This window comes from Methylobacterium sp. DB0501, assembly GCF_011043735.1.
Classification (GTDB): Bacteria; Pseudomonadota; Alphaproteobacteria; order Rhizobiales; family Beijerinckiaceae; genus Methylobacterium; species Methylobacterium alsaeris.
This window is the reverse complement of sequence record NZ_JAAKGV010000037.1, coordinates 14,412-35,410: the sequence shown is the minus strand read 5'-3', so window position 1 is coordinate 35,410 and position 20,999 is coordinate 14,412. Positions and strand designations below refer to the sequence as shown.

Genomic DNA, 20,999 nt, shown 5'->3' with positions numbered 1-20,999 from the left:
GCCTTGGCATCGCCAAACAAGCATTCGATCCCCCAGCGTCGCCGATAGAGCTGGAGCGCACGTTTGGGTTTGGCGGTGTTGGTCATGACGATCAACCATTCGCCGCTGGCCAATCGCTTGGCTGCCAGCTTCACGGTCAATGCCGTATCGGGCAGGACGAGATCGAGTGTGTGGATGGTCCGCCGCGCCCGCTTGTTGCGCAGCAGGCTCTCGATCGACCACGGTCGTCCGTCCGGGAGGCTCATGGTCAGTTCGGATCGGACCCGGATGGCAAACGGGATCTCGGCTTCAATGAGAAAATTGAACCACGCGGCGCCAATGAACTCGCGCTCGGCGAGCAGGAACTCGATCGATCCAGGCTCGAACAAAGCCAGGTACTGCTTGAGGAGTGCGATCCGCTGAGCCGTGTTGCTGTTGCCCTGGTGACGTAGCACAGTCCAGAACAGAGGCACACGGAAGCGACGGGTGACGATGGCGAGCATCAGGATGTTGACATCGTGCCGGCCAATCTTCCAGTTCGTGCGATCGAGCGCCAGGCACTTGGGGCGAGCCAGGTTGAGCATGCGGACGACGAGCGCGGCGATGACAGCCTGATCGAGGCGGACATGCTGGGAGAAGCGTTGCAGGCGGCGATACTTCGACGCGTAGCAGGCTGATCCGCGACAGTGGCTGGCGATATGAGTGAGATTGACGCTTCGGCCGTGGATCAGCCCGATGATCAGGGTGCCAAGGGTCTCGAGACGGGATTTGCTGAGAACAAGATGGGTCGATAGGCTCGTCACCAGGGCGGTGCGCAGGCAACAGGACATCGGAGGATCCTCTTGGCGGAGAATCCTTCAGTCCACCGCAGCGTACCGCCCACAACCAGGGCATCAACCGTAGCTGTGCCAGCCTCGCAGACGCCATTGTCGTGTACCGTGGTGCAACGCGATCGGGCGCCGCTCGAGCCGGCGCGGCGTCTGAGCGAAGCCGAAATCCGCATTGCGAAGCAATCAGTCGGATTTCGTATGATGCTCCGCCGCGCTGTTCCCGGCCTCGACTGACGAACATGCCGCCATGGCGCGTGGCTGGGGGATGATTCAGCCGGTGGCGCCGGCCCCGAACGTGCCGTCCGCGAAGGTCGAGCGGCCCTCGAGCGCACCGTATTGCAGGTAATGCGTCAGCGGATCGATCCCGGCCGCCCGCACGTCGCCGTAGGCCGCGAGGTAGGCCGTCGAATCAAAGCTCTTCGACGGGTCGCGGCCCTCCTTCCAGCCGTATTGGTCGTAATGCATCAGCGGGTCGATGCCGGCCGCCCGCACGTCGCCGTAGGCGGCGAGGTAGCCCTTGGTGTCGAAGAACGCGTTCGGATCGCGCCCCTCGCGCCAGCCATACTGCTCGTAATGCCGGTAGGCGTAGTCGAGCGTGTCGCCGCCGCTGCGCAGGGCCGCCGCCGATACGTCGCCATAGGCGAGGAGATAGTATTCGGCATCGAACGAGCCGCGGGTGAACGAGGCAGTCGGGCCGATCGCGGCATCGATCTGCCGGCCTTCGGCCCGGCCGTATTGCAGGTAATGGGCGAGCGGGTCGATCCCGGCGGCGGCGACGTCCGGATTGTTCTTGAGATAGAGCCCGGTATCGAACGCCGCCGACGGATCGCGCCCCTGCCGCCAGCCCGACTGGTCGAATTGCTGCAGCGGGTTGGTCCCTGCCGCGCGCACGTCCGGATTGGCGGCGAGGTAGCCGTTGGTGGAGAAGTAGGCGTCGGGGTCGCGGCCCTCGCGCCAGCCGTACTGGTCGTAATGCTGCTCCGCGTCGATGCCCGCTTCGCGCACGTCGGGATTGCGGATGGCGTAGAACGCGTCGCCGACCAGGAAATTCCGGTCGATGATGTCGCCGTAGAACTGGGCGTAGTCCTTGCCGGAGACGATCCGGCTGGCATCGGCCAGCACGGGGGTGTCGGTGAGGAGGAGGTTCAGGTCCTCGCCGTAATGGGTGAGGGGATGGTTCTCCGCTGCCAGGGCCCCGAGCGTGAGGAGTCCGGCGGCGCGCACCGGGTCGCTGTTGCCCGGCGCCGCCGCGGCTGCCGCCGCGGCGAGGATCCCGGCCTCCACGAAATCGCCGATATAGGTCGGATCGCCGACGCGCCGGATCGCGTCCGAGTAGAGGAACCCGTCCTCGACGTTGATCGGGGTGGCGCTGTAGTTCCCGACGGGATCGCCGAAATCGACGTAGTTGGTGAGGGCACCGGCCCCGCCGAACGGGACCGAGTTGGAGGGCAGCCCCGGCGCCGCGAAGGTCGTCCCGTCGAGGCCCGTCCGCGTCGAGGCGTAGGACGCCGCCGCGGCCCCCAGGGAATGGCCGGTGAGGTGGACCTGGCCGGCCTGGATACCGTGGGCGTTCGCCGCCGCGAGCACCTGCTGGGTGAAGGTCGCCGCATCGCGTAACGCCTGCGGCACCACTCCCACGAAGAGGCTCACATCCGCTTCGAGCTGCGCCAGCAGGAAGTCGGGCCGGATGCCGATGCCCGAGACGTCGGTGCCCTCGACAGCAATGATCACCTGCGGCTGGGCACCGGGAATGAGGAAGGCCGCACCGTGAAACCCGCTCGGAAGCAGACCGGAATCGAACTGTCCAGTCTTGTAGTAGAACGGCGTCAATCCGACCGGGATCGGCGGCAGCGCATTGCTGTCGCTGTAGCCGTAGACCCAGTTGGAGGCATCGAAGAAATTCTGCGTGGTCGGGGCCGGCATGGCATTTCCTCCGCGTTGCGTAGAATTTTCCGCAAATTATTTCTTCTTGATGGTTGCTTGCTGCGCCATTCGATCGGGCAAGTGATGACAGTGCCTGCTTTCGTCACTCGGCGCCAGTGCGACTTCATGATGAGAATAGTGTTGGAACGGCCGAGCTTGAGCCATGCCGGGCGTATCGGCTCAGGGATCCTCCCTCGTCCCGGACCATGCCGCAGCAGGACCGGGCATGGCCCCGCCGGGGCATGAATCAGGCATGGGCCCCGCAGGGGCATGGGCGAAGGCCGCGCGCGGATCGGGCCGTGCCCTACTCCGCCGCCGCCAGCGGCTTCGCCACCTCCTCCAGCGACTTCCTCTCCGCCGCCACGCCCCAGATCCCCGCCACCGCGCCGGCGGCGATCATCAGCACGGAGGCGAGCAGGTAGCCGCCGAGGATCGCCGTGCGGGAATGGCCCTCGATCAGCACGCCGAACAGGGCCGGTCCCACCGCCCCGACGGAGGTGCCGACCGCGTAGAACAGCGCGATGGCGAGCGCCCGGATCTCGAGGGGGAACACCTCGCTCACCGTGAGATAGGCCGAGCTCGCCGCGGCCGAGGCGAAGAAGAACACCGCCATCCAGCATAGGGTCAGGGTCGTCGCGGTGACGAGTTCCTGCTGGAAGGCGACGCCGCTGATCGCCAGCAGGACGCCCGACATCCCGTAGGTGAGCGCGATCATCGGCTTGCGGCCGACCGTGTCGAACAGGCGCCCGAGCAGTACCGGCCCCATGAAGTTGCCGGCCGCAAAGGGCAGGATGTACCAGCCGACCCCGTCCGCCGGCACCTGGTAGAAGTCGATCAGGATCAGCGCGTAGGTGAAGAAGATCGCGTTGTAGAAGAAGGCCTGGGCCGACATCAGCGCCAGGCCGACCCCCGCGCGCTGGCGGTAGGTCTTGAGCGCGGCGAAGACTTCGGAGAGCGGCGTATGGCTGCGCTGGCGTAGGCGCGCCTTCGGGAACGGGCCGCCGGACAGGACGTGGCCCTCGGCGCGAAAGCGCGCCTCGATGCCGGCCACCAGCATCTCGGCCTCCTCGTGCCGCCCGTGGGTCATCAGCCAGCGCGGGCTCTCGGGGATCCAGGTGCGCAGGAAGAGGATGATCAGCCCCAGGAAGGCACCGAGCCCGAAGGCGACGCGCCAGCCGGTATCGGGCCCGAACAGGGCGGGATCGAGCACGATCAGCGAGGTGCCGGCCCCGAGCACGGCGCCGAGCCAGAAGCTGCCGTTGATGACGAGGTCGGTCCAGCCCCGGGCCCGGGCCGGGATGAGTTCCTGGATCGTCGAGTTGATCGCCGTGTACTCGCCACCGATGCCGGCCCCGGTGAGGAAGCGGAAGAGACAGAAGCTCCACAGGTTCCAGGACAGGCCGGTGGCGGCGGTCGCCGCGAGATAGACCGCGAGCGTGATGAAGAAGAGTTTCTTCCGCCCGAGCCGGTCGGTGAGCCAGCCGAAGCCGACCGCCCCCAGGACCGCGCCGGCGAGGTAGCTCGACGTGGCGAGCCCGATCTCGGCATTGGAGAAGTTCAGCGTCGGGCTCGCCTTGAGGGCCCCGGCCAGCGCCCCGGCCAGCGTCACCTCGAGCCCGTCGAGCACCCAGGTGATGCCGAGCGCCAGCACCACCAGGGTGTGGAACCGGCCCCAGGGCAGCCGGTCGAGCCGGGCCGAGACGTCCGTCTCGATCACGCCGCCGGGGGCGGCGCGGGGGGTGAGGGAGCGCGTCATCGGGGCCTTTCGGGCGCGGGCCAGACCATGTCCCGTCAACATGGCCCGCCGGGGCGCGGCGGAAACCCGCAACGCCCCGGAAACCTTCGGCGCGAGCCCTTCACCCCCGTCCGGCGGACCCTTCCGCGCCCGGTCCCTCGTCGCCCGGTCCCTTGTCGCCCGGACCTCCGGCGGCGCCGACCGGCTTGAACACCCCCGTGGCGGTCGCCACCACCCGCCCGGCCTCGTCGCGGATCTCGGCGTCGCAGAACAGGATCGACTGCCCGGCCCGTGTCACCCGTCCCTCGGCGAGCAGCAGGCCGTGGCCCGGCGAGAGGAAGCGGGTCTGCATGTCGAGGGTCACCACCGGCCGGCCGGCGGTGAGCCGGGCGACCGTGCCCATGGCGATGTCGAGGAGGGTGCAGAGGATGCCGCCATGGGCGATGCCGAGGTTGTTGCCGTGCTGCGGCCCGAGTTCCAGGCGCAGGCGCGTGCGCCCCTCCACGACCTCCAGCGCCTCGATGCCGCAGAGCCGGGCGAACGGGATGTCCGCCCCGTAGATCTTGCCGTCATCCGCCCCGTCCATCCGTTCTCTCCTCCGCGTGTCGCACCTATGCGGAGAGTTCGCCGGCCTGGCAATTCGCGCTATGAGGGCTTCATGAGCGCCCAGACCCCCTCCTCCTTCGTCCGGACCCGCTGGTGGTGGGTGCGTCACGCCCCCGTGCGGGGCGACGGCGGCCGCATCTATGGCGGCGGCGACATCGCCTGCGATTGCGGCGACGCCCACGTCTTCTCCGGCCTCGCCCCGGTGCTGCCCCGCGGCGCGGTCTGGGTCTCGAGCCATCTCGGCCGCACCCGGCAGACCGCCGAGGCCCTGTGGCAGGCCGGCGACTTCACCACCGACGGCGCCGTCCCCCGCCTCACCGCCCTGCCGGCCCTCGCCGAGCAGAATCTCGGTGCCTGGCAGGGCCGGGACCGGGCCGGCTTCTTCGCCGAGCGCCAGCCGCTCGCCGCGAGCTACTGGTTCGCCCCCGCCGACGAGCGCCCGCCGGACGGCGAGAGCTTTTCCGAGCTGTACGACCGGGTGAGCGCCGCCATCGCCGAGCTGACCGCCGAGCATCGCGGCCGCGACATCGTGGCGGTGGCCCATGGCGGCACGATCCGGGCGGCGATCGCGCTCGCGCTGAACCTGCCGCCGCAGGGCGGCCTCGCCTTCGCGATCGAGAACTGCTCGCTCACCCGCCTCGACCATTACGCCGGCCCGGACGAATCGGGCTGGCGCGTCGGCATGGTCAACGCCCAGCCCTGGCTCGGGGCGGCGGAGGGCGGCCCGGCGGCCTGACCCCGGGCAAGCGGGGCCATACCGGTTTTTCAGTGCCGCCCCGCCTTCCCCGCAGTTGACAACCGGGTCCCCTTGTCCGGACCATGCACCCGGGCGCCCTCGACGGCGTACCGCACGAACGAACGTCTCCGACGAAGGACGGACCGGGTGAGGACAACGCTTCTGGCGGCGGCCCTGGCCGTCTCGGTGCCGGGTACCGCGTGGCAGGGGGCGGCCTGCGCGCAGCAGGCGCCGGCCGCGAATGCCCAAAAGGTTTCCGCGAAAGTCTCCGACGGCGTGGTGCGCCTCGGTTTCCTCCTCGACATGTCGGGGCCCTATGCCGACGTGACCGGGCCCGGCAGCGCCGCGGCGGCCCGTATGGCGGTGGAGGATTTCGGCGGCACGGTGCTCGGCGCGCCCGTCGAGGTCGTGGTCGCCGACCACCAGAACAAGCCCGACATCGCGGCGGCGACGGCGCGCGCCTGGTTCGATACGGATAAGGTCGATGCGATCCTCGACGTGGCGGCCTCCGCCACCGCGCTCGCCGCCGCCGACATCGCCAGGGCCAAGAACAAGGTCATCGCGTTCAACGGCCCCGGCGCGGTGCGGCTCACCAACGAGGCCTGCTCCCCCGTTTCGGTCCACTGGGCCTACGACACCTACGCGCTCGCCCATTCGACCGCGCTCGCCACCGTCAAGGCCGGGGGCGATTCGTGGTTCTTCGTCACCGCCGACTACGCCTTCGGGCAGGATCTGGAGCGCGACGCGGGCGCGGTCGTGAAGGCCAATGGCGGCAAGGTGCTCGGCGGCGTGCGGGTGCCGCTCAACACCGCCGATTTCTCGTCCTTCCTGCTCCAGGCGCAGGGCTCGGGCGCCAAGGTGGTCGGGCTCGCCAATGCCGGCGCCGACGCCACCAACGCCATCAAGCAGGCCGCCGAGTTCGGCCTGACGCAGGGAGGCCAGAAGCTGGCGGGCCTCCTCGTCTACATCAGCGACGTCCACGGCCTCGGCCTCAAGGCGACGCAGGGGATGCTGCTGACGGAAGGCTTCTACTGGGACCTCAACGACGAGACCCGCGCCTGGTCGAAGCGCTACTTCGACCGCGTCGGCAAGATGCCGAACATGTCCCAGGCCGGCGTCTACTCGACGGTGATGCACTACCTGAAGGCTGTGGCGAAGGCCGGTACCGACGAGACCGCGCCCGTGATGGCGGCGATGCGCGAGACCCCGGTCGACGACTTCTACGCCCGCGGCGGACGCATCCGGGAGGACGGCCGCATGGTCCACGACATGTACCTCTTCGAGGTCAAGAAACCCGAGGAATCGAAGGGGCCCTGGGACCTGTACAAACTCGTCGCCACGATTCCCGGCGAGCAGGCCTTTCAGCCGTTATCCGCATCCCGCTGTCCCCTGGTGAAGAAATGATCCCGACGGCCGGACTCCATCGACCGACCGGCCCCCGGCCGTCGGCCGGCGCGACGGCGCGCCGCCGCGCGGGCGGCGGACCGTTTGCGCGGCGTCAGCAGCGAGGGCAACAACGATGACGATGCGCTGGCGCCGCCGCCCGGAGGGCTCGACCTGGGGCGATTTCGGCCCCGACGACGAGCTCGGCCGGCTCAACCTCCTGACGCCCGAGAAGGTGCGCCAGGGGGCCGCCGAGGTGCGGGAGGGCCTGACCTTCTGCCTCAGCCTGCCCCTCGACTTTCCGGGCGGCAACGTGCTGAACCCCCGCCGCCATCCGCCGCAGATCCGCCCGACGGTGCGGGCGAGCGGCCGGCCGAACATGAACTTTCCGGTCTGCGAGGAGGTGCCCGACGCCACCGACGTGATCAGCGACGACCTCGCGGTGCTGCACCTGCAATACTCGACGCAGTGGGACAGCCTCGCCCATGTCGGCTCGCTGTTCGACGTCGAGGGCGACGGCACCCCGCGCCCGGTCTACTACAACGGCTTCCGGGCCGGCTCCGACATCACCGGCCCGGCGACGCCGGAGGAGGCCGGCGCGCCGTCCCGCGCCCAGGCGCTCGGGATCGAGCGGCTCGCGGAGCGCGGCATGCAGGGCCGCGGCGTGATGATCGACCTTCACGCCCATCTCGGCGATGCCAGGGTGGCGGTCGGCTACGACCGGCTGCGGCGGATCCTCGATGCCGACGGCGTCACGGTCGAGCCGGGCGACATGGTCTGCCTGCATACGGGCTTTGCCGAGCGGCTGCTCGGCATGAACCGCAATCCGGATCCCGCGATCGTCCACGATCTCTGCGCCGGGCTCGACGGGCGCGACCGACGCCTCCTCAACTGGATCACCGATTCGGGGCTCGTCGCCCTCATCGCCGACAATTACGCCGTCGAGGTCCATCCGGCGCTGCCCGGCGACGGCTGCTGTGCCACCCTGCCCCTGCACGAGCATTGCCTGTTCCGCCTCGGCGTCAATCTCGGCGAATTGTGGCACCTCACCCCGCTCGCGACCTGGCTGCGGGCGAACGGGCGCCACCGCTTCCTGCTGACGGCGCCGCCCCTGCGGCTGCCCGGCGCGGTCGGCTCGCCGACGACGCCGATCGCCACGGTGTAGGCGGGATGATGGGCCCGATCGTGCGGGCGGAGGTCGCGCGGTCGGGGCCAAGGCGGCCTCGCAACGGCGAGCCGACCGGGCACGACCTGTTTCATCCCCGCCTCGTCATCCCGGGCCCGCGCCGCGGAACCCGGGATCGATGAACGCCGAGACTTCCGGATGAAGCGGGACGCCTGTCGCCGGGTTCTGCCGCCTCGGCGGTCATGGGTTCCGGGTCCTCGGCCGCGCCGGGCCGCGGGACGACGATGCGGGGTGGGACATGCGGCAGTGGAATGCCGGCCCTCCGCCAAATCCATCAGAAGATGTCACGGGAGAACACCATGAGCGAGATCGCGGTCGTCGGAGCCGGGCTGATGGGGCACGGCATCGCCCTGGTCCTGGCGCTCGGCGGGCACACGGTGCGGCTGACCGATAGCCGGCCGGAGACCCTGGAGCGGGTGCCGGGCCTGATCGCCTCCGCCCTCGACACCCTGCGCGAGGCCGGCGCCGTCGGGCCGGACTGGACGCCGGAGCGCGCGGCGGACAGCATCCGCCTCGAACCCGACCTCGCCGCGACCGTCTCGGGGGCGAGCCTCGTCATCGAGGCGATCACCGAGAACCCGGAGGCCAAGCGCGCGCTGTTCGCCGAACTCGACCGGCTCTGCGATCCCGGGACCCGGATCGCCAGCAACACCAGCTACCTCGACGTCTTCCCGCTGATCCCGGAAAGCCGGCAGAAGAACGCCCTGGTGATGCACTGGTACACCCCGCCCTACATCGTCGATCTCGTCGACGTGGTGCCGGGGCCCCAGACCGACCCGGCCGTGATCGAGGAGGCGCGCGCGCTGGTGCTCGGCCTCGGCCAGGTGCCGATCGTGCTCAAGCGCTTCATCCCCGGCTACGTCGCCAACCGGATCCAGTCGGCGATCTCGGCCGAGGTCTACCACCTCCTCGACGAGGGCGTGGCGTCGGCCCGGGAGATCGATGACGCGATCATTCACGGCCTAGCGCTGCGCATCCCGATCCTCGGCCACCTCGCCAAGGCGGATTTCACCGGCATCGAGCTTCTGCGCCACGCGCTGGCCAATGCCAGCTACAGCCCGCCGCCGGCCCGCACCCGCTCGGACGCCGTCGACGACCTGGTGGCGCAGGGGCGCACCGGCGTGATGGCCGGGAAGGGCTTCTTCGACTGGGGCGGACGCGACCCGGCCGAGCTGTTTCGCGATCGCGACCGCCGGCTGCTCGCCCTCAAGCAGGCGATGAAGCAGGTCGGCCGGATGGAGGGCGCCTGAGCGGTCGACCGGCGCCGCGGCGGCGCTATAACCGGAAGCCGTGAAGGCGCGAGGCGAGGCGGCGGCCCATGTTCGAGTTCCCGGTCCTGTTCGGCGACATCGGTGGCACCAATGCGCGCTTTGCCGTGCAGGAGAAGCCCGGGGCCGAGCCGGTGGTGCTCGCCCACGAGAAGACCGCCGCCTTTCCCGATCCGAGCGCGGCGATCCGCGCTGCCCTGGAGAAGAGCGAGGTCGCCCCGCCCCGCTCCGCGATCCTGGCGGTCGCCGCCCGGGTCGACGGCCCGGCGGTGCACCTCACCAACGCCCATTGGGTGATCGAGGGCGAGCGGATCGGCCGCGATTTCGGCCTCAGGAGCTGCCGGGTCGTCAACGACTACGTGCCGGTGGCGGCCGGCGCCGCCGCCCTCGACCCGGCCGGGCGCGACAGCACGATCCTCGAACAGATCGGCCCGACCCTCTGCCCCGACGGCGGCGCACGCCTGGTGCTTGGCCCCGGCACCGGCTTCGGCGCCGCCGCCCTCGTGCCCTACGGCAAGCAACTCGCCATCGTCTCCACGGAAGCGGGACACGTCGATTTCGGGCCGAGCGACGACGAGGACTTCGCGTTCTGGCCGCGCCTCGCGCGGATCGAGGGCCGCATCACCGTCGAGTCCCTGCTCTCCGGCCCCGGCCTCACCCGGCTCCATGCCGGCCTCGGCGGCGGCGAGATGGACCCCAAGGACATCACCGAGCGCGGGCTGTCGGGCGAGGATCCGGCGGCGCAGCGGACGCTGCGGGTGTTCTCCCGGCTGCTTGGGCGGCTCTGCGGCGACCTCGCGCTGACCTTCCTGGCCACCGGCGGCGTCTATATCGGCGGCGGCATCGCGCCCCGGATCCTCGACGTGCTGAACGAGGGCGCCTTCCGCAAGGCCTTCGAGCACAAGCCGCCGTTCTCCGACCGGATGTGCAAGATCCCAACCTGCGTCATCACCATCGCCGACCCGGCGCTGACCGGCCTTTCGGCGCTGGCCTGCCAGCCCGACCGGTTCGCGTATGACGGGCAGCATTGGACGGCGTGAGGATTGGGCCCACCCCTCAATATCCCTTCCACAACCCCGGCGTCGCCAGTTCGACCAGATGCCCGTCCGGATCGCGGAAGTACAGGCTGACACCGCCCCGCGGCCAGGTCGTCCGTCCCTCGATCGCGATACCGTGCCCCGTCAGATGCCGCTCCCATTCGGCCAGCGCGGCGGCCGGGATCGACAGGGCGATGTGGAGCGGGCCCGAGCCGTCATGGGGCGGGATGGTGCCGCCGGGCGTCGGCACCGGGCGGAGCGAGCCGCCGCGGGGAAACAGCAGCAGGACGCCGCGCCCGGCGACGTCGTAGGCGCGCATCCGGTGGTCCTCGTGCAGGCAGGGCAGGCCCATCGGCCCGCCCCAGAACGCGGCCGCCCGCGCGAGGTCGTCGACGTAGAGGACCGTTTCGAGGATTCCGGCGATCTCCGGCATGATGCCACCTCCTGCCGGAGGGAACGCGCGGGCGTCCGAAGCGGTTACGCCGCCGCCGGGTTGACTGCCTCCTCGGCGAGCTCCGACAAAAGCTCGTCGGTGTTCTCCTCCTCGATCAGGGTCTCCTTGATCAGGCCCTCGGCCTCGCTGAAGCCCAGCTGGCGCGCCCAGGCCAGCAGGGTGCCGTAGCGAGTGATCTCGTAATGCTCCACCGCCTGCGCGGCGGCGATCAGTCCGGCATCGAGAGCATCGCTGCCGGAGAATTCCTGCATCACCTCTTCGCCCTCGGCGATGATGCCCTGGATCGCCTGGCAGGTGACGCCCTCGGGCTTCTCGCCGACGATCCGGAAGACCTGGTCGAGGCGCTTCACCTGCTCGCGGGTCTCCTCGACATGGACGCTCAACGCGCCGCGCAGCTCGTCGGAGCGGGCGGCCTGGGCCATCTTCGGCAGCGCCTTCAGGATCGCGTTCTCGGCGAAGTAGGTATCCTTGAGCTGGTGCAGGAAGAGCGCCCGGAGGTTCTTCTCGTCGTCGGCCATGGTGATGCTCCCGTGGGGTACCTGGTGCCCCGGCAACTCGCCGGTGCCCGGCTTCGTTCCGATGCAGCGGCCCCGGCGATCACGGGTCGGCGACCGGGTCTGGCGGCGGCACGGGATCATCGCCATCCTGAGCACCGGGGGCGTGGAACCGCGGGAGATGACCCCGATGACGACGTTGTTCGACGAGCGGGAGCGCGCGGCCGAAGCCCTGTTCGCCCTCGACGAGGAATTGCGCTTCCTCGCGATCGCCCGGCGCAACAAGATGCTGGGCGCCTGGATGTGCGAGCGGTTGAACCTCACCGGCGAGGCGGCCGAGGCCTACCAGCGGCGCCTGGTCGAGGCCGGCGCCGCGTCGCATGCGGGCGACCGCTCGCCGGACGAGGCCCTGGCCGACCGGTTGCGGGCCGACCTGGCGGCCCGGGGCGTCGCTGCCGACGACCTGCCCGGGCTGATCGCCCGCTACGGCGTCGAGGCGGCCCGGACCGTGCGCGAGCAGGCGCGGGGCTGAAGCGCGGAGTTCGTTCACCGGCGCGGGATCGTCCAACCCATCCCCGCCTCTGGCACACTCAATGTCATCCCGGGGCTCGTCGAAGACGAGAACCCGGGAGGACGATGGATAACGGCAGGTGCGTCGCGACCGGTCGGACGCACCCTTCAGAAGAAGGTCGGCCGTGCGCTGGCCGTATGTTCCTTCAGCACCGCGCCGGTCGTGGTATCGACCTCCTTCATCAGCACGTCGTAGCCCCACAGATCGGCGAGGTGCTGCAGAACCCGCCCTGCATCGTCCTTGTTGAGCAGCACGCGGTTGAGCACCTTGTGGTGCAGGATCAGCTTGCGGTCGCCCTCGAGGTCGACATCCACCACCTCGATGTCGGGGTCGAGCCAGGCGACGTCGTATTGCCGCGCGAAGGCCCGGCGCAGGCGGCGATAGCCGCGCTCGTCGTGGATCGCCTCGACGCGGAGTTCCGGCTTGTCCGGGTCGTCGGTGACGTGGAACAGCCGCAACTGGCGCATCAGGCGCGGGCTGAGGAACTGGGCGATGAAGCTCTCGTCGCGATAGTTGGCCCAGATGTCGCGCAGGACCTCCATGGCGTCGCCGCTGCCGGCGATGTCGGGGAACCAGGCCCGGTCCTCGTCGGTCGGCTCGGTGCAGATGCGGGCGATGTCCGTCATCATGGCGAAGCCGATGGCGTAGGGATTGTGGCCGCCGTAATGCCGGTCGTCGTAGGTCGGCTGGCGGATCACGTTGGTGTGGGATTGCAGGAATTCGAGGTAGGCCGCCTCGTTGATCTGGCCGGTCTCGGATAGCCGGGTCATGATTCGGTAGTGGTTGTAGGTGGCGCAGCCCTCGTTCATCACCTTGGTCTGGCGCTGAGGGTAGAAGTACTGCGCCACGTGGCGGACGATGCGCAGGATCTCGCGCTGCCAGGGCTGGAGCCGCGGCGCCGCCTTCTCCAGGAAGTAGAGGATGTTCTCCTGCGGCAGCTCCAGCAACGCCCGGCGGCGCTCGGCCTGCGGGTCGGGCTTTCCGGACTGGGTCTTGGCCGGCAGGGTGCGCCAGAGGTCGTTGTACATCCTCTCCTGGTGCTCATGGCGCTCGCGCTCGCGGCGCTGCTCGGAGGAGAGGTCGGGGCGCTTCTTGCGCGGGTAGCGGTGGACACCCTGGTTCATCAGCGCGTGGGCCGCGTCCAGCACCGCCTCGACGGCGTTGTGGCCGTAGCGCTCCTCGCACCGCGTGATGAAGGTCTTGGCGAAGTCCAGATAGTCGAGGATACCCTCCGCGTCGGTCCACTGGCGGAAGAGGTAGTTGTTCTTGAAGAAGTGATTATGGCCGAAGGCGGCGTGGGCGATGACCAGCGTCTGCATCGTCGCCGTGTTCTCCTCCATGATGTAGGAGATGCACGGGTCGGAATTGATGACGATTTCGTAGGCGAGCCCCATCAGGCCGCGGCGATAGCCGGCCTCGTGTTGGGCGAAGTGCTTGCCGAACGACCAATGCTTGTAGAACAGCGGCATGCCGATCGACGCATAGGCGTCCAGCATCTGTTCGGTGGTGATGATCTCGATCTGGTTCGGGTACCAGCTCAAGCCCAGCTCCGGCCCGGCGATCGCCTCGCAGGCGTCGTGGATGCGCCGGATCGTGTCGAAATCCCAGTCGTTGCCGGTGAAGAGAGGGGTGTTCCTGGCGATCACGGCCGGGCCGGCGGGCCGCGCGTCGAAGGTGGTGGAACTCATCGGGCGTCGGACCTCCCGGTGCTTCGCGCATCCCCCGGCGGGATGCAGACCTTCAGTTCGGCGGTGCGGCCCGCGGGCGGGCCGCACCCTCGTCACGGCGACGCGGCTTTCATGGCGAAGCCGATTCCTGGCCGGCCTTGCGGGCGAACAGCTCGCGGAAGACCGGGTAGATGTCGCGGCGGTGGTTGACCTTGCGCATGGCCAGAACCGAATTGGTCTTGGCCACCGGCTCGTAGGTGCGCCAGAGCGTGGTGCGGTGCTCGACGAAGCCGGCCCGCGGCCCGCCCTCGTCGCCGACCTCGAGGTAGGCGAAGTACTGGCAGGCCGGCAGGATCGACGAGCGCAGCAGGTCCTGCGAGGTCGCGCCGTCGCTCGACACGTTGTCGCCGTCAGAGGCCTGGGCGGCGTAGATGTTCCAGTCCTCGGGATTGTAGCGCTCGGCGATGATCCGCTTCATCTCGACCAGCGCCGACGACACGAGGGTGCCGCCGGTCTCGCGCGAGCCGAAGAACGTCTCCTCGTCGACCTCCTTGGCGTGGTCGGTGTGGCGGATGAAGACGATCTCGACGTGCTTGTAGCGCCGGGTCAGGAAGATGTGCAGCAGGATGTAGAACCGTTTGGCGAGGTCCTTCATGTGCTCGGTCATCGAGCCCGAGACATCCATCAGGCAGAACATCACCGCCTGGGCGACCGGGCGCGGATAGGGCTCGAAGCGCCGGTAGCGCAGGTCGATCGGATCGACGTAGGGGATCCGTTGCGAGCGGGTGCGCAGGCGCGCCAGCTCCGCCCGCAACTCGTCGAGGATCACCGCGTCGGGATCGCTGGCTTCGAGCGCCCGGATCTCCTCCTCCAGGGCCTCCAGCTCGAAGGCCTTGGGCCGCTTGAGGGCGATGCGCCGCGACAGCGAGTTGCGCAAGGTGCGCCCCAGCGCCAGGTTGGCAGGCGAGCCGGTCACCGTGTAGCCGGCCCGGCGCAGGGCCTCGGTCGCCACCACGGCGAGGCGGCGCTTGGCGAGGTCGGGCAGTTCCAGGTCTTCCAGGAACAGCTCCAGGAATTCCTCGCGGGTGAGGACGAAGCGGAACGTGTCCTCGCTGTCCTGGCCGCCGTCGCCGGCATCGCCGCTGCCGCCCCCTCCCCCGGACCCGCCGGGCGGGCGCTCGATCAGGTCGCCCTCGATATAGGTCTTGTTGCCGGGCAGGATGTGGTCCTGGATCCCGGTCGAAGGGTTGCGGGTGAATTTCGGCTCGCGCACCCCGTCGACCGGGACGGTGACGTTGCCGTCCTTGCCGAGATCCTTGATGTCCTTCTCCCGGGCCGCCTCGCGCACGGCGCGCTGTGCCACGTCGCGGACGCGGCGCAGGAATCGCTGCCGGTTCGCCAGGCTCTTGCCGCCGGGATTGAGGCGTCGATCGATGATGTGCATCCGCTTCGCGCTCTCCGATCACGCCATCTTAACCTGCCGGGTCGGTGTCCCGCCACCGCTCCTCTGGGTGGAGGCCCGCGGGAGATGGCTCCCGCGGGGTTGGTCAGGCCTTCGGTCAGCCCGCCTGCTTGACGCGCATGTACCACTCGACGAGGCGCCGGACCTGGCGCTCGGTATAGCCGCGGTCCCTCATCCGCTCGACGAACTCGCCGTGCTTCTTCTCGGTCTCGCTGTCCTTCTTCGAGCCGAAGGAGATCACCGGCAGCAGCTCCTCGACCTGGCTGAACATCCGCCGCTCGATCACCTCGCGGATCTTCTCGTAGGAGGTCCAGGACGGGTTGCGCCCGCCATGCTGGGCCCGCGAACGCAGGGCGAACTTCACCACCTCGTTGCGGAAATCCTTCGGATTGGCGATGCCCGCCGGCTTCTCGATCTTGGTGAGTTCCTGGTTCAGCAACTCGCGATTGAGCAGCTGCCCGGTCTCCGGGTCCTTGAAATCCTGGTCCTCGATCCAGGCATCGGCGTAGTCGATGTAGCGGTCGAACAGGTTCTGGCCGTAATCGTGGTAGGATTCGAGATACGCCTTCTGGATCTCGTGGCCGATGAACTCGGCGTAGCGCGGCGCCAGCTCGCCCTTGATGAATTCGAGGTAGCGCTTCTCGGTCTCGGGCGGCAGCTGCTCGCGGCGCAGCGACTGCTCGAGGACGTACATCAGGTGGACCGGGTCGGCCGAGACCTCGGTGGTGTCGTGGTTGAAGGTGGCGGCCATCACCTTGAAGGCGAAGCGGGTCGAGATCCCGTCCATGCCCTCGTCGACGCCGGCGGTGTCCTTGTATTCCTGCATCGAGCGGGCGCGGGGATCGACCTCGCGTAAGGACTCGCCGTCATAGACCCGCATCTTGGAGAAGACGTTCGAGTTCGCGTGCTCGCGCAGGCGCGAGAGCACCGAGAACCGGGCCAGCATCTCCAGGGTGCCGGGGGCGCAGCGGGCGGTGGCCAGCTCGGAGCCCGAGACCAGCTTCTCGTAGATCCGCTGCTCCTCGGTGACGCGCAGGCAGTACGGCACCTTGATGACGTAGATGCGGTCGATGAAGGCTTCGTTGTTCTTGTTGGTCTTGAAGCTCTGCCACTCGGCTTCGTTCGAGTGGGCGAGGATGATGCCGGTGAAGGGAATCGCGCCGATATTCTCGGTGCCGACGTAGTTGCCCTCCTGCGTCGCGGTGAGCAGGGGATGCAGCATCTTGATCGGCGCCTTGAACATCTCGACGAATTCGAGGATGCCCTGGTTCGCCCGGTTGAGGCCGCCCGAGTAGGAATAGGCGTCGGGATCGGCCTGGCTCAGGGTCTCGAGCTTGCGGATGTCGACCTTGCCGACGAGGGACGAGATGTCCTGGTTGTTCTCGTCGCCGGGCTCGGTCTTGGCGATTCCGATCTGGCGCAGGCGCGACGGGTTGACCTTGACGACCTTGAACTTCGAGATGTCGCCGCCGAACTCATCGAGGCGCTTGAGGCACCACGGGCTCATCAGCCCGGTCAGGCGCCGCCGCGGCACGCCGTAGCGCTCCTCGATCATCGGCCCCATCGTCTCGGGGTCGAACAGGACCAAGGGGCTCTCGAAGACCGGGCTCATCTCGTTGCCGGCCTTGAGCACGTAGATCGGGTGCACCTCCATCAGGGCCTTGAGCCGCTCGGCGAGGGACGACTTGCCGCCGCCCACCGGCCCGAGCAGGTAGAGGATCTGCTTGCGCTCCTCGAGGCCCTGCGCGGCATGGCGGAAGAACGAGACGATCCGCTCGATCGTCTCCTCCATGCCGTAGAACTCGGAGAAGGCGGGATAGGTACGGATGGTCCGGTTCATGAAGATCCGGCCCAGGCGCGGATCCCGCGCCGTATCAATGAACTCGGGCTGCCCGATCGCGTCGAGAATGCGCTCGGGCGCACTCGCGTACATCAAGGGGTTGTCACGGCAGGCGTCGAGATACTCGGAGAGCGTCAGCTCCGAATCCCGACGGGACTCGTAGCTGCGCGCGAAAGTTTGAAAGAGGTCGCTCGCTGACGGCATTGGCATTCCGGACCCTCACGACATCGCCAGGATCATCCTGTCCCGCCTCGGATGCAATCGATATCCCCATGTTTGTCGCAGCGCGGCGACGTTTGGAGGGGTGCGGAGGCGGGCAGGAGCCTGTATGCAGGCCGGCTGCGGGCAAGGCGCGTGCCGAAGCGGCCGGGAAAGTCGTAAGTGCGCCAAGGCCGAAGCCGGTGACGCACCGGCGCTGTGCCGTAAAGGACACGCCTGTTCCGGTTTCTCCACACCCCCCGAAGCGCCGTCGGACTCCGCGAGACGGATAAGGAACGCCGGCGGCGTCACCGCCGTTCCCGCTTCGTTTCGTATCCCGCGCGGGGCGCGGGGCCGGCCTGCCTCAGAGGTCGGTGGTGTCCTTCTTGGCGCCGTCCTTCGGCGCGTCCTTGGCGCCCTCCTTGGTCCCGGCGGGGCCGACCGTCAGCTTGATGGTCTGGGTGCTCACGTTGCCGTCGGTGCCCTTGATCTCCACGGTCACCTCGTCGTTGCCGGTGAACCCGGCCTTGCTCTCGTAGAACAGGGCCTGCACGTTGGCGTCGACGTTCGGGCAGCGATAGGTGGCGGGCGTCTTCACCTTGCCGGCGCGCTGGATCAGGGCGCCGTTCTTCGGCGGGCTCGTCACCTTCAGCTCGGGCTGCGGCCCGAGCGAGCAATCCTTCTTCAGGTTCGGCACCATCACGAGCCGGACCTGCTTGCCGGAGGCGACGGTGTGCTCGCGGACCTTGGCGGCCTGCGCGAGGACGGGGCCGGCGGCCAGCACGGGCCCGGCGGCCATCAGGACGGCGAGCGCCAGGGTCGGGCGGAAGGGGCTGGTCCGAGAAAGGCGAAGCATGGGGCTGATAGCTCTCCGAGGGGTGCCGGCCGCATGTGGGGAGCGGGCCGGGCGCCGTCGAGGGCCCGGGATGCGGGTTCCGTCGGGGAGCGCCGCGTCAGTGCAGCACCAGCATCACGAACAGGTTGAACAGCCCGAGCAGCGCCACGCCGCCGATCCAGATCCAGTAGCCCCGGCCTTCGACCGGATAGTCGCCGATCATCACGCCCCCTCCCCCGGCTCGTCGCCCTGCGCCGCCTGCAGCACCGCCAGGGCGGCGCCCGTCACCCGGGCAATCTGGGCCGGCGTGAACTCGCCCGCAAGGGCCGAGGCGAGGCCGCGCTCGATCCGCGCCCGCTCGCCGGCATCGCCGATCGGGTCGGCCGGGATGTCGGCGTCGCGCAGGCGGCAGGCGTCCCGGATCGTGTCGGCGGCCCGGCGCAGCACCGCGCGCTGGTCCGGCGTCATGTCCCAGAGCGGCTGGCGCAGCCGCGCGATCACCCGCTTGGCGTCGCGATAGTCGCGGTCGACCACGGGGATCGCCTCGATCTGGCTCACCAGCAGCACCAGTTCGAGCACGTCGGCCGTGGCTTCCGGGCAGGTGCGGACGACGCGCATCAGCCGCGCGATCAGCTCGGTGGTCGGTGAAGCGTGACGGCGGGGTTCGGCCATGTGCGCGTAACGCGGCGACGGGGCAGCGGTTCATTTCGCGCCGGCCGCTCCGGATCAGCGATCCGGCTCGGTCCGCGCCGGCGTCAGGCGCGCCAGCTGTCGCCGGCACGCGCGCAACTCATCGAGCACCGCATTCAGGCTCGCCCGGTCGGCGCGCCCGAGCGGCGTCGGGGCGGCGTCGACCTCCGGCTCCTGGTCGGATTCGACGAAGGCCGGGGCGACCTGCTCGCCGCGGCCGACCGCCTGGACGAAGCGCATGCCGCGCTCGCGCAAGATCCGCTGGGCGCCCCGGATCGTATAGCCCTGGCCGTAGAGGAGGCGGCGGATGCCGCGCAAAAGGTCGACGTCGTCCGGGCGGTAGTAGCGCCGGTTGCCGCCGCGCTTGAGGGGGCGGACCTGGGTGAAGCGGGTCTCCCAGAACCGCAGCACGTGCTGGGGCAGGTCGAGGTGCTCGGCGACCTCGCCGATCGTCCGGAAGGCACCGGGCTCCTTTTCAGGCAGGAGCGCTCGGACGGGGGCGTCGCTCCCGCCGGATCCGGACAGCCCCTCGTCCTCGATCGGCATCCCGGTCATCGGCCCGATCCTGCCTCAGCCCGCGCGGAGGCGGCTCACCCTTCGTCGTCGTCCGGGGCGGCATCGCCGTTGATGCGGGCCTTCAGCACGTTCGAGGGCTTGAACACCATGACGCGACGCGGCTCGATCGCCACCTCGACGCCGGTCTTCGGGTTGCGGCCGACCCGCTTGCCCTTGTCGCGCACCACGAAGGAGCCGAACGAGGACAGCTTCACGGTCTCGCCGGCCGAGAGGCAGCCGCAGATCTCCGACAGCACCGTCTCCACCAGGGCGGCCGATTCCGTCCGCGACAGGCCGACCCGCTGGTAGACGGCCTCGCTCAGATCGGCCCGCGTGACCGTCTTGCCTGCCATCGTGCTGCTCCCCCGGCGGCTGAATCGCGAAATAACGTATGTCTATGATCGCGCACGCTAATCGGCGATGCGCGCCGGGTCAACGGGCGCCGGGCGGGTTCCCGGGTACTTTGTCGGAAGCCTTGCCGGGCGAGCCGACCGAGGGGACTTGGCCCAGGGACTTGGCCCAAGGGAGTTGGCCGAGTGCGACCTGCCGGTCCGCCCGGCCGGCTTACCAGCGGATCAGCGCGCTGCCCCAGGTGAAGCCGCCGCCGATCGCCTCGATCATCACGAGGTCGCCGCGCTTGATCCGGCCGTCCTGGCAGGCAGCATCGAGGGCCAACGGGATCGAGGCCGCGGAGGTGTTGCCGTGGCGATCCACCGTCAGCACCACCTTCTCGCGGGCGATACCGAGCTTGTCGGCCGAGGCCTCGATGATACGCCGGTTGGCCTGGTGCGGCACGAACCAGTCGAGGTCGTCGGCGGTGGTGCCGGTGGCCTCGAAGGCCTGCGCGATCACGTCGGTGACCGAGCCGACGGCGAAGCGAAACACCTCCTTGCCGACCATGCGCAGCTTGCCGGTGGTCCCGGTCGAGCCCGGCCCGCCATCGACGTAGAGCTTCTCGCGGTGGCGGCCGTCGGCCCTGAGCTGGCTCGTCAGCACGCCGCGGTCTCCGGAGTGACCCTCGCCGGGTTGGGCTTCCAGCACCAGGGCGCCGGCGCCGTCGCCGAACAGCACGCAGGTGGTGCGGTCCTCCCAGTCGAGCAATCGCGAAAAGGTCTCGGCGCCGACGACGAGGGCGCGGGTGGCCGAGCCCGTGGTCAGGAACTTGTCGGCGGTGGCGACCGCGTAGACGAAGCCGGCGCAGACCGCCTGGAGGTCGAAGGCGGCGCCTCTCTGGATGCCGAGCCCGGCCTGGATCTGGGTTGCGGTCGACGGGAAGGTGTGGTCCGGCGTCGAGGTCGCGCAGATCACGAGGTCGATCGTCGAGGGATCGATGCCGGCATTGCTCAGGGCGTTCTGCGCCGCCTTGATGCCGAGGACCGAGGTGGTCTCGTCGGGTTCGGCGATGTGGCGCTGGCGGATGCCGGTGCGCTGGATGATCCAGTCGTCCGAGGTGTCGACCCGGGCGGCGAGGTCGTCGTTGGTGACGGTCGTCCGCGGCAGGTAGGAGCCGCAGCCCCGCACCACCGAGCGAAGGCGGGTCATGATGCGTC

General features: G+C 69.3%; 20 protein-coding genes. 6 read left to right on the top strand and 14 right to left on the bottom strand.

What is annotated here, in order from left to right; translation table 11 throughout:
- From G4G93_RS33085 to G4G93_RS33070, 4 genes are all read right to left on the bottom strand, one after another.
- Positions 1 to 809, bottom strand: an 809-nt coding sequence (locus G4G93_RS33085; protein ID WP_165091530.1) for an IS4 family transposase, incomplete at its 3' end; no start/stop codon positions are given.
- Positions 810 to 1,079: 270 nt separating this feature from the next.
- On the bottom strand, positions 1,080 to 2,732 hold the full coding sequence (locus G4G93_RS36330) for a hypothetical protein (protein ID WP_246737174.1): 1,653 nt from the start codon (positions 2,730 to 2,732) through the stop codon (positions 1,080 to 1,082).
- A gap of 304 nt (positions 2,733 to 3,036) precedes the next feature.
- Entirely contained in the window at positions 3,037 to 4,488 is a 1,452-nt protein-coding gene (locus G4G93_RS33075; protein ID WP_165091528.1) for an MFS transporter, read from the bottom strand.
- A gap of 100 nt (positions 4,489 to 4,588) precedes the next feature.
- Complete coding sequence (locus G4G93_RS33070) at positions 4,589 to 5,053, bottom strand: PaaI family thioesterase (protein WP_165091526.1); 465 nt, start codon at positions 5,051 to 5,053, stop codon at positions 4,589 to 4,591.
- Between the two features lie 72 nt (positions 5,054 to 5,125).
- Between G4G93_RS33070 and G4G93_RS33065 the strand changes: the two genes are divergently transcribed.
- The 5 genes from G4G93_RS33065 (at position 5,126) to G4G93_RS33045 (ending at position 10,686) form a co-directional block, all read left to right on the top strand.
- Complete coding sequence (locus G4G93_RS33065; RefSeq protein WP_246737173.1) at positions 5,126 to 5,809, top strand: histidine phosphatase family protein; 684 nt, start codon at positions 5,126 to 5,128, stop codon at positions 5,807 to 5,809.
- 147 nt (positions 5,810 to 5,956) lie between these two features.
- The gene (locus G4G93_RS33060) at positions 5,957 to 7,213 is read left to right on the top strand and encodes an ABC transporter substrate-binding protein (RefSeq protein WP_312892319.1); all 1,257 of its coding nucleotides are present in this window, start codon (positions 5,957 to 5,959) and stop codon (positions 7,211 to 7,213) included.
- A gap of 115 nt (positions 7,214 to 7,328) precedes the next feature.
- Positions 7,329 to 8,357 (top strand): cyclase family protein, encoded by a 1,029-nt coding sequence (locus G4G93_RS33055; protein WP_165091523.1) that lies wholly within the window; start codon positions 7,329 to 7,331, stop codon positions 8,355 to 8,357.
- Between the two features lie 320 nt (positions 8,358 to 8,677).
- Entirely contained in the window at positions 8,678 to 9,628 is a 951-nt protein-coding gene (locus G4G93_RS33050) for a 3-hydroxyacyl-CoA dehydrogenase family protein (RefSeq protein WP_165091521.1), read from the top strand.
- A gap of 68 nt (positions 9,629 to 9,696) precedes the next feature.
- Positions 9,697 to 10,686, top strand: coding sequence for a glucokinase (locus G4G93_RS33045; protein WP_165091520.1), 990 nt, complete (start codon positions 9,697 to 9,699; stop codon positions 10,684 to 10,686).
- Between the two features lie 16 nt (positions 10,687 to 10,702).
- On the opposite strand, the gene G4G93_RS33040 is transcribed toward G4G93_RS33045, so the two are convergent.
- Together G4G93_RS33040 and G4G93_RS33035 are read right to left on the bottom strand one after the other, a co-directional pair.
- Positions 10,703 to 11,116 (bottom strand): VOC family protein, encoded by a 414-nt coding sequence (locus G4G93_RS33040; RefSeq protein WP_165091518.1) that lies wholly within the window; start codon positions 11,114 to 11,116, stop codon positions 10,703 to 10,705.
- 44 nt (positions 11,117 to 11,160) lie between these two features.
- Complete coding sequence (locus G4G93_RS33035) at positions 11,161 to 11,655, bottom strand: ferritin-like domain-containing protein (RefSeq protein WP_165091516.1); 495 nt, start codon at positions 11,653 to 11,655, stop codon at positions 11,161 to 11,163.
- Between the two features lie 166 nt (positions 11,656 to 11,821).
- On the opposite strand from G4G93_RS33035, the gene G4G93_RS33030 reads away from it, so the two are divergent.
- On the top strand, positions 11,822 to 12,163 hold the full coding sequence (locus G4G93_RS33030; RefSeq protein WP_165091514.1) for a DUF1476 domain-containing protein: 342 nt from the start codon (positions 11,822 to 11,824) through the stop codon (positions 12,161 to 12,163).
- Positions 12,164 to 12,309: 146 nt separating this feature from the next.
- On the opposite strand, the gene G4G93_RS33025 is transcribed toward G4G93_RS33030, so the two are convergent.
- The 8 genes from G4G93_RS33025 to G4G93_RS32990 form a co-directional block, all read right to left on the bottom strand.
- Complete coding sequence (locus tag G4G93_RS33025; RefSeq protein ID WP_165091512.1) at positions 12,310 to 13,890, bottom strand: SpoVR family protein; 1,581 nt, start codon at positions 13,888 to 13,890, stop codon at positions 12,310 to 12,312.
- A 109-nt stretch (positions 13,891 to 13,999) separates the two neighbouring features.
- Complete coding sequence (locus G4G93_RS33020) at positions 14,000 to 15,313, bottom strand: YeaH/YhbH family protein (protein WP_165091511.1); 1,314 nt, start codon at positions 15,311 to 15,313, stop codon at positions 14,000 to 14,002.
- Between the two features lie 115 nt (positions 15,314 to 15,428).
- Positions 15,429 to 17,381 carry a PrkA family serine protein kinase gene (locus G4G93_RS33015; protein ID WP_165091509.1) on the bottom strand — a complete coding sequence of 651 codons (1,953 nt, stop codon included), beginning with the start codon at positions 17,379 to 17,381 and terminating at the stop codon, positions 15,429 to 15,431.
- Positions 17,382 to 17,733: 352 nt separating this feature from the next.
- Positions 17,734 to 18,225 carry a 4-aminobutyrate aminotransferase gene (locus tag G4G93_RS33010; protein ID WP_165091508.1) on the bottom strand — a complete coding sequence of 164 codons (492 nt, stop codon included), beginning with the start codon at positions 18,223 to 18,225 and terminating at the stop codon, positions 17,734 to 17,736.
- A 201-nt stretch (positions 18,226 to 18,426) separates the two neighbouring features.
- A complete protein-coding gene (locus G4G93_RS33005; RefSeq protein WP_165091506.1) occupies positions 18,427 to 18,876 on the bottom strand; it encodes a hypothetical protein in 450 nt (149 codons plus the stop codon).
- A gap of 54 nt (positions 18,877 to 18,930) precedes the next feature.
- Positions 18,931 to 19,449 carry a MerR family transcriptional regulator gene (locus G4G93_RS33000; RefSeq protein WP_246737172.1) on the bottom strand — a complete coding sequence of 173 codons (519 nt, stop codon included), beginning with the start codon at positions 19,447 to 19,449 and terminating at the stop codon, positions 18,931 to 18,933.
- A 35-nt stretch (positions 19,450 to 19,484) separates the two neighbouring features.
- Positions 19,485 to 19,802, bottom strand: a complete 318-nt coding sequence (locus G4G93_RS32995; RefSeq protein WP_139034150.1) for an integration host factor subunit alpha — start codon at positions 19,800 to 19,802, stop codon at positions 19,485 to 19,487.
- Between the two features lie 211 nt (positions 19,803 to 20,013).
- Positions 20,014 to 20,991, bottom strand: a complete 978-nt coding sequence (locus tag G4G93_RS32990; RefSeq protein ID WP_165091504.1) for a beta-ketoacyl-ACP synthase III — start codon at positions 20,989 to 20,991, stop codon at positions 20,014 to 20,016.
- Between the last annotated feature and the right edge of the window lie 8 nt (positions 20,992 to 20,999).